Here is a 10,984-nt window from a genome sequence, read left to right as displayed (position 1 = left end):
TGCTGCACACTCGCGTCTGCGTGAACCCGGACCTATTGTACCCGGCCTGCGGCCCGATAAGTCGGACAGCCTCCTAGCCGGGCGCCCCGGTTTCGGTGGGACTGCGGCCGTGGTACGCGCTAAAGGCGAGCGTGTGGATGTCCGCCGGCGTCCTCAGGCCGTGGCATGCAGGAAGAGAGACGTTCGAGAACTCGGGAAGCCCCGAAGGCTCCTGTCCGAGGTGAAACCATGAAACTGTCAGCGTTGGGACACGAACGGGTGAAGCGCCCCGGCACGGCGTGGGCGCGGGTGGCGTGGTTGAACAGGGAGCGGACAGGCAGGCGGGAGACCGCCGCATGCCGACGGGGTGTCTTATCGGGCAGAGTCGTCGCAGGTCGGGAAAGCCGGCCACATGGCGAAGGGCTACACTACGCGCAGATCAGTCGCATCGCTCGAAAGGGGCGCGGAGCAAAACTAGACCCCGGCGCAAGACTTGACCCCGGCGCTCTCGTGACCCGGCGCTCTCGCAGAGACCTATAAGAGGCATTCTAGATGAAGCACGAATTTACCCTTGAGTTCTGGGAAGACGATGGCTGGTTCGTGGGAAAGCTAAAGGAAGTTCCAGGGATCTTCAGCCAAGGGGAAACCCTTCAAGAGCTCGAAGAAAACATTGCGGACGCCTACCAGCTAATCTGTCAGGATGATCAAACAAGCGACCATCCAGCTGCGCACACAAAAGGGATCTTGTTGGACGTTGCATGAAACGCGGGCAATTCATAAAGGAGTTGACAGGCGCGGGCTGTTACCTGAAGCGACACGGTGGTCGTCACGATATTTACGCGAATCCTACGACCGGGAAGCAAGCGCCAGTTCCGCGCCACCCCGAAATTCGGGAGAGTCTCTGTAGGCTCATCCGAAGACAGTTGGATGTTTCGCAACAATGAAAAGGCCCAACCAACGGCTCGGCCCGACCGCCCGTTGCCGCCGTCGCTTCGCTCCGGCGCGGCAACGGGCGGCGGGCCAGCCTTAACGTTGGGTACAACGGGTCTTCTTTGGCAGCAGGAAAGAGTCCGGGTAGGTTGGGGTGACGAAGGAACCCTCGATCGGTAAGGCAGGATGGTGATGTCGGCGACGGCGAGCATGTCATTGCCACATCAGTCCGGCAAAATGCCCTCGGGTGAACCCGGAATCGAGTAACTTGACCATCCGCGGGATTGGGGCCTGCGCGACGACATGTTCGCCCATGCCGCCAGTCTGAATCGCACGCTCGACAAGGCGGTCACGCCGGAGCGCCGCGCCAACTTCATCGTCATGGGTGACCTGAACACCATGGGCCTGAACGTCGGGGCAGGGCGACACCGGCAGACGAGAGGGGCTGCACCGTTAGGCGAGCATCTCGCGGACGTCATCGCGCTCGATCAGCCCGCTGTGGGCAAACCAGCGCAGCACCCGCACGCGCACCTGCTCGGCGATGGCGGCGAGGGCCTTCGGTGTCAGGTCAGCGGCGGCGCGAAAGCGCACGGATTGCGCGCCATCACCGGTTGGTGTTGACCACACATCCCGCCCCCGCTATCGTCCTCTCCTGAGCCAACCTGGGCGCTCAGGATGGCTGGATTTCCTATCCGTCGGTACCACCCGCCTGTGTCAATCGGGACACGGGCGATCTGGGCCGTCGCCAGATCGCTGCGGATGCTGACGCATGTGATGGCCTGACTGTCGTTGCGCAGCCGTGCACCGAGCTCCCAATCGTCAGTGGGGAAGCTCAATCAGCTGAGTTCGCGCGGATGCGCGCATGATGTCACCCCCGCACGTAACGGGACGGCGCGAGAATCTCCGGTGCTTCACGAAGGCGTTGGCTGACGGCGGGCGGACAGTGGTCCGGCAGCCCATCATGGACATGCCAGAGCACGGGGACATGCCAGCGACTGGTGTGATCATGGATGCCGGGTCGGATCGCCGCACCAGGGATCGCACGAGGGTCTCGATGCCACCTTGGCTGGGATACTCGCCACCGGGTCGGTCGAAACGAACGATGAGACGACAACATTGACGACGCCAGAGCGACAGACGACGTCCAGTCCAGCGCTCGTGTCAGTCCCACCTGTGTCGGGCTGTTGCAGCCGGTCGTCGCAACCGACGCACGCCTGCATGGTGGCGGCCCTTGATCTGTGGGACACAGCGTCAACGTCCCTAACTGATTGGCAGGATAGATACTGGATGCGGCGATGCCAAGTCAGGCAAGTTTGCGGGGCTCGATGAAGCTGACGCCGGCCGCACCGCAGGGCGCTGCAGTCCCTCGGCACTCGCTCGTCCAAGGCAGGTGCCCCGCCGACTGCTGCGGTATGTTTCACATATTTAATAATTTTGTGACATATTGGGGGCTTTGCGTGTGTCGTCCTGCGGAAAATTTCGCGGGCGAAAGCTCGGTCTGAACCGCGAAGAGTGTCCTGCTGTCGCCCGCAAGCGCGTCGGTGACCGAACATGAGCGTTGACGTTGAGTGCGCAACAGGGCATGACCGGTGGCTGCGCCGCGGCGTCGAGCCGTCTTCGGCAGATAGTTGTTGATGTGATGTCCGTACATCGCCGACACTGTAGGTCGATCACGCAGCGGATCTTTCGTCAGGTCGGGGGAGGAACCGAAGATGCACACACGTACACTGTTCCTGTTCTCTATCGTGCACCCCGCAGAGGATCTCGGTGAGCTCGCGTCAGCGGCCGCGCAGGCGCGGCCATCAGCCTTCGATCAACGGCGTTGGGATCAGGCCTTGGATGAAGTCTGGCGCGATATCGAGCAGGCTGCTGCGGCGCTACCGATCGCCACCACGGGCTGGCGGGTCTACCAAGATGGCCTGCCGGTCTGCGAGCACGAGGGGGCGATCGTAGCCGATCTCGCCGCCGGCGGTAGCCGAAACCACCGGCTGGTTCAGCAACTCATGGCACGCGGCGCAATGCTCATGGGCACGGAGTCCCCCGAGCTCCTGGTCGAGGAATATCAGCTGCAGAAACAGTTGTTGGCGCAAAGCGCTGACGGCTCATCCCGAACAGAAAGCGAGCGCCTGGCGGCGGCGATTCTGAAGCGGCGCGATCGCTTTATCGCCAACCGCATCGACGTCACCTTGAAGCCGGGGGAGAACGGGATACTTTTCCTCGGTTTGGTGCACAACCTGGAGCCATGCCTGCCATCAGACATCCGGGTTGTACACCCCGCGGGGCGAGTACAGCCCGCCGGTCGCTGAGCCCATGCGGCCTGTTAAAAGTGCGCAAGCACTCATCGTCGATGACGATCATGATGTCTGTGATCTGCTCAAGCGTCTGTTCGAGCGCGAAGGCATCTCCGTGGCGACGGCTCATAATGGGACGGCCGCGCTCGAGCTCGTCGACGAGGTCGATCCGGATGTGCTGCTGCTGGATGTCAAGATGCCGGATACCGACGGCATGGAGGTGCTTCGGCGCATCCGCCGCACCCATCCGCAGCTGGCCGTGGTGATGATGACCGCCTTCGCCGGCGTGACCGAGGCCGTCGAGGCCATGAAGATCGGCGCCGTGGACTATCTGCCCAAGCCCTTCGACAACCGCAAGGTCGTGCCCCTCGTGCGCATGGCGGTGGCGCGGCAGGCGTGGCACCAGGGCAGCGGACAGGGCGACGGGTGTCGCGACACGGGCTTGGCCCAAGCCCTGGCCAAAACGATGGGGCCGAGTGCCGCGGTGACCACCCTCGCGACTGAGCTCGAGACCGTCGTCGATACGGATTTTTCTGTCGTCATCCAGGGCGAGACCGGTACTGGTAAGGAACTCGTCGCCCGCAGTCTTCATCGCCACAGCCAGCGCGCACGCGGGCCCTTCGTGGCCGTGGACTGCGGTGCAATCGCTGAGAACCTGCTGGAGAACGAGCTGTTCGGCCACGAGCGCGGCGCCTTCACCGGCGCCGATCGCCGCGAGATCGGCAAATTCGAGGCGGCGGCCGGCGGCACCCTGTTCCTCGATGAGATTGGCAACATGCCACTCAAGGCGCAGGCCGCACTGCTGCGGGCGCTGCAGGAACGTGTCATCACCCGCGTCGGCGGCACCGTTCCTGTTCCAGTCGACGTACGTGTGGTGGCCGCGAGCAACGAGCACTTCGAGGCGCGCGTCGCCCACGGTGATTTCCGCGAAGACCTCTGGTATCGCCTGAACGAGTTCCACGTGCACCTGCCTCCGCTGCGCGAGCGACGCGACGATATCCTCTACCTCGTCGAGCTGTTCCGTCGGCAGCTCGCGCAAGAGCTGGGCCGCTCACTGCCGCCATTCTCTGCCGCGGCACAGGCGCGTCTGCTGGCTTTCGACTGGCCTGGCAACGTGCGTGAGCTCCGCAGTGTGGTTCGGCGCACCTGCTTACTGGAGACGCCCGAAATCGAGGCGGATGACCTGCGGCTGCGCCAGCGCCCGCGGCATGTCGTCGGCGACGGCAGACAAGAGGCTCAGGAGCTGCCCCTGGGTGAGCTGTCGCTGAGCCAGATCGTCAACGACAATATCGCACGCGTGGAACGCACGATGCTGATCAAAGCCCTGCGCCATGCCCACGGCAACAAGGCGGAGGCGGCCAGGTTGTTGAAGGTGGACTACAAAACCATCTACAACAAGCTCAAACGGTTAAACATTTCTCAAGAGGAGATCGGCGGTGGTCGATAAAAAGACTGACAGCGGTGGTATCGAGGGCATCCTGCGGGGACTCGGCGACCTGGTGGAGAAGCTCGGTGATCTCGCCGAGACGGGCGAGCAGCTCAAGCGCGAGGGTGTCATCGAATCGAAGACCAGTGGCGGTCGAGATGTCAAAGGCGTCTACGGCTTCACCGTCAAGGTTGGGCTTGGCGAGGATGGCGAATCCAAGCCGAAGGTCGAGCCCTTCGGCAACATCCGTCGCGACGAGGAAACAGGGGCCTCCACGGTGCAAGAGTTCACCGAGCCCATGGTGGATGTCTTCGATGAAGATGCCCATGTGCAAGTCGTGGCGGAGATGCCCGGTATCTCCAAGGAAGACGTGCAACTGGAGCTGCACGGCGATGTCCTGGACATTCGGGCCGAGCGCGGTGACAAGAAATACCGCAAAGAGCTCTTGCTGCCGCGCAGCTTTGGCGCCGATGGCATGGCATACAGCTGCCGTAACGGTATCCTCGAAGTGACGCTGCGCTGAGCACGCGGAGGCCAACGATGTCGGAGCAGCAAACCCTCAAGCTCAAAGTCGCCGAAGGCTTGGCCAAGGATGCGGGCCGTGGCTACGCTCGGCTCGATCCGGCGGACATCCAGCGCTTGGGGCTCACGCTCGGCGACCTGGTGCAGGTGCGTGGCAAGCGCACGAGTGTTGCCAAGGTCATGCCCGCCTATCAGGACATGCGCGGGAAAAGTTGCGTCCAGCTCGACGGCATTACGCGGAAGAACGCCGGCATCGCCGTGGACGAGCGCACCGACGTCACGCCCTGCGCATACGCGCCCGCTGAGCGCATCACGCTTGCACCAACGACGGTGACGCCCGGCAAGCGGGATCTGGCGTACATCGGCAGCTTGCTCGATGGTGTGCCCGTCATGCGAGGTGATCTGGTGCGCGCGTCGCTGTTCGGCAGTCGCAGCGCAGATTTCCGGGTGGAGGACACCAGCCCCGGCGGGGCCGTGGTCATCAATCCGACGACAGCCTTGGTCATCAGTCAGCGGCAAGATGCAGGCAATGGGGGGGCGCAGCGCGGCGGCGCCACCATCACCTATGAGGATGTCGGCGGCCTGCGCCACCAGGTGCAGCGCATCCGGGAAATGATCGAGCTGCCGCTGCGCCACCCGCAGGTGTTCGAGCGTCTCGGGATCGATGCGCCGAAAGGGGTCTTGCTGCACGGCCCGCCCGGCTGCGGTAAAACACTCATCGCGCGCATCATCGCCCAAGAAGCGGACGCCGCCTTCTACACCGTCTCGGGCCCCGAGATTATTCACAAGTTCTACGGCGAGAGCGAGGCGCATCTGCGCAAGATCTTCGAGGAGGCTGCGCGCAAGGGCCCGAGCATCATCTTCCTGGACGAGATCGACGCCATTGCGCCGCGCCGGGACAAGGTTGTCGGCGATGTCGAGAAGCGTGTGGTGGCCCAGTTGCTGGCGCTGATGGACGGCCTGACCCGGCGGCAGAACCTGATTGTCATCGCCGCCACCAACCTGCCGAACGCGCTCGACCCGGCGCTGCGTCGTCCAGGCCGTTTCGACCGCGAGATTGCCATCCCCATCCCCGACCGCGACGGGCGCCGCGAGATTCTGGACATCCATAGCCGCGGCATGCCCCTCGATGAGGATGTTTCACTGGATCATCTGGCGGAGATCACCCACGGCTTCGTCGGTGCCGATCTGGAGGCCCTGTGTCGTGAGGCGGCCATGGGCACCCTGCGGCGGCTGCTGCCCGATGTGGGTATGGCGTTGGACGACTTGCCCTTCGATCGTCTCGCCAGCGTGACCGTGCTGATGGCGGACTTTCGCACTGCGCTCAGGGAGGTGGAGCCGTCCGCCATTCGCGAAGTGTTCGTGGAGGTGCCGGATGTCGGCTGGCACGATGTTGGCGGTCTCTCCGGCGTGCGCGAACGCCTGGTGGAGGCCGTGGAGTGGCCGCTCAAATACCCACAGCTCTTCGAGCAAGCGGGTATCCAGCCGCCCAAGGGGCTGTTGCTCGCCGGGCCACCGGGCATCGGCAAGACGCTGATCGCCAAGGCCGTGGCCAACGAAAGCGGCGTCAATGTCATCGCCGTCAAGGGTCCGGAGCTGATGTCACGCTTCGTCGGCGAATCCGAGGCGGGCGTGCGCGAGGTCTTCCACAAGGCCCGACAGGCGGCGCCCTGCATCATTTTTCTCGATGAGGTCGATGCCGTGGTGCCCGCGCGCTCGGCCGGTGCCAGCGACTCCCACGTCGCCGCGCGGGTACTGAGTCAGTTTCTCGCCGAGATGGACGGCCTTGAGGAGCTAAAGGGTGTTTTCGTGCTCGGCGCCACCAACCGTGCCGATCTCATCGATGCGGCGATGCTGCGGCCCGGACGCTTCGACGAGGTCATTCAGCTGCCCTTGCCCAATGCGCAGGACCGTGCCGAAATCCTCGCGGTGCACCTACGTGGCAAGCCCGGTGCCGAGGTGATCGATGCCACCGAGCTCGCCACGCGCACCGAGGGTGCCAGCGGTGCGGATCTGGCCGCCATTTGTAACCGTGCTGCCTTGTTCGCGATCCGCCGTGTCGTGGCCGGGGCCGATGACAAGCCCCAGGTCTTCGATAGCGGGGCGACGCCGGCGGTGCGCCTGGCGGGCGCAGATTTCGAGCAGGCGCTGTCCGAAGTCATGGGGCTGGAGCGGCCGTGACCAAGGCCCGGGGTGCGCCGGTGAATCAGCCGCAGGATCAGCTTACGACCGATGCCGGGCCGGCAACGGCCATCTACCTGTATGGTTTCGCGCCGGCGGCCGCCGCCGGGCTGCCGCCGGCGATGCCCGCCGTCGACGACGGCACGCTCACGGTCCACCGGCATGCAGATCTTGCGGCGCTGGTGAGCGCGGTGCCGCGGGCGAGCTACGAAGGGGAGCGTGGCGAGGCGCATCTCGCCGACATCGGCTGGGTCGGCCCGCGCGCGCTGCGCCACCAAGCCGTGCTGGATGCCGCGAGGCAGACGACCACCATCGTGCCGCTGCCCTTTGCGACCTTATTTTCATCCATCGCCGCCCTGGATGCCGAGATGGTGCGCCGCGGTGACACGATCCGAGCCTTGCTTCGGCGGCTCACCGGGTGCTCAGAGTGGGCGCTGCAGGCGCGGCTGGATCACGCCGCCGCACTCGATGCGCAGGTGCGAGGGGCCATCGCTGACGGGCGCTTCGTGCCGCCGGCCGCCGCCGGTCGTCGACACCTGGAAGAGCAGCGCTTGCGGCGGGCGCTGGCGCGCGAGACCCAGACTTGGGTTGCGCGCCGCGTCGCAGCACTGGCCGCGGCGTTACAGGAGCACTGTCGGGACTTCGTCGAGCGGCGCCTGCCTGTGGGGCAAGGGCTCGCGCTGAATTGGGCCTTGTTGGTGCCCGATGTCAACGCCGCTCGCCTGAACGAGACCATCGCCGCGCATACCCCAGCGCTGGCGGCCGACGGTCTGCATCTGACCTGTAAGGGTCCCTGGCCCGGCTACAGCTTCAGCTCTCTAAGCTCTTGAGTCTGATGCTCTACTGCATTGGCGCCGCCGCTGAACTGCGACGCATTGACGTGGCACCGCCGCCGCAAGCGCCGGCGTCCCTGCAATGGCTCACGGCCGATCCGCTGGTGGCGCTCGTCGCAGACGCGCCAGCGGGCGCAGACGTCGATACCCTGCTCGCCTTCGCTGAAGTCATCGCCCACTACCACGCCCATGTGAACCTCGTGCCCATGCGTTGGGGGAGCCGGCTGGCAGATGCGGACGCCGTGATCGCGCATCTTCACGCCGAGGTGGAACGCTACCAGGCGCTTCTCGCCGTGCTGGCGGACTGTGTGGAACTGAGTGTGCGTCTGGCCCTGCCCGAGCCGCCGGCATCCGCCGATACAACGTCCGGCACCGACGTCGTCACCGGGCGGAGCTACTTGTTGCGCCGCCGCCAACAGCTGCGCACGGTGGCGGATGCCGAGGCAGCACTGACGCGCATTGACGGTGCCCTTGCCGGGTTATACCGGCAGACACGACGTGAGCAGGGCTGGCTCGCGGGTTGTCGGCGGCTCTCGGCACACTATCTGGTGCCGCGGGCGCAGCTCGCCCTGTTCCGGCGCCGGCTCGCGGCCGCGCTGGCGGCGGAACCGGCGCACACGGCGGGCCTGGCGCCACTCACCAGCGGACCCTGGCCGCCCCACAGCTTTGCGGTCGATGCCACGGCGACGACGGATGCAGTGCGGAAATCATGAGCACACCCTGCGAAAATGGACATGCATTCCGCCAGTTGCTGAACGCGCTGCCATCGTCGGTGCTGCTGGTGGACCAGCGTCTGCGCGTCGTTTGTGCCAACCGGAATTTCCTGACCAAGAGCCGGCGCACCGAGGCGCAAACCATCGGCCGGCACCTGGCGGAAGTCTTTCCGACGGTGATCCTTGAGCGCACAGACATGGCTGTGCGCATTCGCAAGGTGTTCCGTGATGGGCAAACGCTGCGCGGGCGCCGCATCGCTTACCGGGCGCCGGGTATCCCGTTGCGCATCTACTATTACTCGCTGGCGCCGCTGGCGGACGCCTCCAGTATCGAGACGGTGATGCTGTTCCTCGAAGATGTGACCGAGCAAGTGCGCTTGGCCGAGGAAGTGCGCCGGGTGGAGGACCATCTGGCCTCGGTGGTGGAGAGCGCCAGCGACCTTGTGCTTTCTGTGAATATCAGCGGGCATATCCTGACCTGGAACAGCGCCGCCGAGAGCCTCACCGGCCTCGGCCTCGCCGATGTGCTCGGGCGTTACTTGTGGGAGATTTGCAATTGCTCCGCCCGCGCCGAGGTGTGTGAAGTGCTGTTGGGCACACTCAGCGCCGGTGCTGGCGCCCGCGCCTGCGAGTGCCGTCTGACGCCACCCACGGGGGCTTCCGTCCTCGTATCCTGGATGTTCTCGCCCATGAAGGATGATCGCGGTGCCGTCATCGGTGCGGTGGCGGTGGGCCGCGATCTCACCGAGCGGCGCAAGCTCGAGCAGCAACTACGCCAATCTCAAAAGCTGGCGGCCCTGGGTGTGATGGCCGGCGGTATCGCTCATGAGATACGTAATCCCCTGGCGGTGTGCTCGTCGGCGGCGCAGTTTCTGATGGAAGATGACCTGCCGGACGATTTCCGTCGCGATTGTGCCGAAAAGGTCCAGACAGGTCTGCTGAAAGCGTCTGAGATCATCGAGAATCTGCTGCGTTTCGCGCGTCCGTCCGTCGATGAGGATATGGGAGAAGTCGATCTGGTGGCGGTGCTGCACGACACCATCGATCTGATCGAAAATCAGGCACGGGTTCAGAAAATCTGTGTGCACAGACAACTGCCTGAGCCGCCGGTGTCTGTGCGCGGCGTCGCGTCATTACTGCAGCAGGTTTTCATGAACCTGGCGCTCAATGCGATCAACGCCATGCCGAGCGGTGGCGACCTCAGCGTCGCTTTGACCTTGGCTGAGAGTGAGATCGAGGTCCAGGTGACGGATACCGGTGTCGGCATCCCGGAATCCGAGCTGGAGCACATTTTCGATCCGTTCCATCGGGGCTCGAGCCCGGGCTGGGGCACGGGGCTCGGGCTGTCCATCAGTTACTCCATCGTGCAGCGACATCTCGGGCGTATCAGCGCCCGTAGCAAGGTTGGCGAAGGCAGTTGTTTCACTGTCGGGCTCCCCCTGCTCTAGGTTGGGGAGCCCTGTCCGGGCGGATCATCAGGTGCGCCCGTCACGACACGCTAAGAAATCATCGACGCCGCAGAAATATCTGCCATGTCAACGATACCGGATATCTTGGTGGTGGACGACGAGCCCGCGGTTTGTTGGGCGCTGACCCAGCTTTTCACGCTGCAAGGTTACCGTGTCAGCGCGGTGCACACCGGTGCCGAGGCCTTGACAAAGCTCTCCGAACGGTCACTGACGCATATCTTGCTGGATGCCAAGCTCCAGGACATGGACGGACTGACGCTGGCGGCGGCAGCCCGCGCGCGCAACCCCACGGCGGTGGTGGTGCTGATCTCCGGCTTCTACTATCGCAATGACCCGACGATCGCCCGGGCACTCGCCGACGCGCATATCGACGGCTTCATCCCCAAGCCCTTCACTCACGCCGAAGTGATGCGCTGGGTGCTGGACGCCACCCCGAACCATGGATGAGCTTCCATGGGTATGGATGCCCTTCCATGGTTGGTTTGACAGTATTTAAGCGACTGCTCATAGATGCGGAATGGTGTCAATGATCATCCGCTTGCGCAGCGCACGTCTCCGCGGCGTTTCTGGGCCTCGGTGGCCGCGCATAAGCTTGGCATCAAATTTGCTCCGAGTGGAGTGCGGCGCACCGCGCGTCGCT

General features: G+C 64.5%; 12 protein-coding genes. 11 read left to right on the top strand and 1 reads right to left on the bottom strand.

Features of this window, described 5'->3' with window-relative positions:
• The first annotated feature begins 531 nt into the window (after window positions 1-531).
• The 3 genes from QZ588_RS05440 (at window position 532) to QZ588_RS05430 (ending at window position 1,530) form a co-directional block, all read left to right on the top strand.
• Complete coding sequence (locus QZ588_RS05440) at window positions 532-741, top strand: type II toxin-antitoxin system HicB family antitoxin (protein WP_295540647.1); 210 nt, start codon at window positions 532-534, stop codon at window positions 739-741.
• Window positions 738-923, top strand: coding sequence for a type II toxin-antitoxin system HicA family toxin (locus tag QZ588_RS05435; protein WP_295540646.1), 186 nt, complete (start codon window positions 738-740; stop codon window positions 921-923). Before QZ588_RS05440 ends, QZ588_RS05435 begins: the two co-directional genes overlap by 4 nt.
• 289 nt (window positions 924-1,212) lie before the next feature.
• Window positions 1,213-1,530, top strand: coding sequence for a hypothetical protein (locus tag QZ588_RS05430; RefSeq protein ID WP_295540644.1), 318 nt, complete (start codon window positions 1,213-1,215; stop codon window positions 1,528-1,530).
• Between the two features lie 796 nt (window positions 1,531-2,326).
• Here the strand turns inward: QZ588_RS05430 and QZ588_RS05425 are convergent.
• Entirely contained in the window at window positions 2,327-2,629 is a 303-nt protein-coding gene (locus QZ588_RS05425) for a hypothetical protein (protein WP_295540642.1), read from the bottom strand.
• A gap of 115 nt (window positions 2,630-2,744) precedes the next feature.
• On the opposite strand from QZ588_RS05425, the gene QZ588_RS05420 reads away from it, so the two are divergent.
• From QZ588_RS05420 to QZ588_RS05385, 8 genes are all read left to right on the top strand, one after another.
• The gene (locus QZ588_RS05420; RefSeq protein ID WP_295540641.1) at window positions 2,745-3,215 is read left to right on the top strand and encodes a hypothetical protein; all 471 of its coding nucleotides are present in this window, start codon (window positions 2,745-2,747) and stop codon (window positions 3,213-3,215) included.
• A 4-nt stretch (window positions 3,216-3,219) separates the two neighbouring features.
• Window positions 3,220-4,647, top strand: a complete 1,428-nt coding sequence (locus tag QZ588_RS05415; RefSeq protein ID WP_295540638.1) for a sigma-54 dependent transcriptional regulator — start codon at window positions 3,220-3,222, stop codon at window positions 4,645-4,647.
• The gene (locus QZ588_RS05410; protein WP_295540636.1) at window positions 4,637-5,149 is read left to right on the top strand and encodes an Hsp20/alpha crystallin family protein; all 513 of its coding nucleotides are present in this window, start codon (window positions 4,637-4,639) and stop codon (window positions 5,147-5,149) included. The genes QZ588_RS05415 and QZ588_RS05410 overlap by 11 nt, the downstream gene beginning before the upstream one ends.
• Window positions 5,150-5,166: 17 nt before the next feature.
• On the top strand, window positions 5,167-7,329 hold the full coding sequence (locus QZ588_RS05405; RefSeq protein WP_295540635.1) for a CDC48 family AAA ATPase: 2,163 nt from the start codon (window positions 5,167-5,169) through the stop codon (window positions 7,327-7,329).
• Window positions 7,326-8,159, top strand: coding sequence for a GvpL/GvpF family gas vesicle protein (locus QZ588_RS05400; protein WP_295540632.1), 834 nt, complete (start codon window positions 7,326-7,328; stop codon window positions 8,157-8,159). Before QZ588_RS05405 ends, QZ588_RS05400 begins: the two co-directional genes overlap by 4 nt.
• A gap of 5 nt (window positions 8,160-8,164) precedes the next feature.
• The gene (locus tag QZ588_RS05395; protein ID WP_295540630.1) at window positions 8,165-8,875 is read left to right on the top strand and encodes a GvpL/GvpF family gas vesicle protein; all 711 of its coding nucleotides are present in this window, start codon (window positions 8,165-8,167) and stop codon (window positions 8,873-8,875) included.
• Window positions 8,872-10,323, top strand: a complete 1,452-nt coding sequence (locus QZ588_RS05390; RefSeq protein ID WP_295540629.1) for a PAS domain-containing protein — start codon at window positions 8,872-8,874, stop codon at window positions 10,321-10,323. Before QZ588_RS05395 ends, QZ588_RS05390 begins: the two co-directional genes overlap by 4 nt.
• A gap of 84 nt (window positions 10,324-10,407) precedes the next feature.
• Window positions 10,408-10,791, top strand: a complete 384-nt coding sequence (locus QZ588_RS05385; RefSeq protein ID WP_295540627.1) for a response regulator — start codon at window positions 10,408-10,410, stop codon at window positions 10,789-10,791.
• The last annotated feature ends 193 nt before the right edge of the window (window positions 10,792-10,984 follow it).

The organism is uncultured Thiohalocapsa sp. (genome assembly GCF_913062725.1).
Taxonomy (GTDB): Bacteria; Pseudomonadota; Gammaproteobacteria; order Chromatiales; family Chromatiaceae; genus Thiohalocapsa.
Note: the sequence above shows the minus strand (reverse complement) of the source record. Positions and strands in the feature narration are given on the sequence as shown.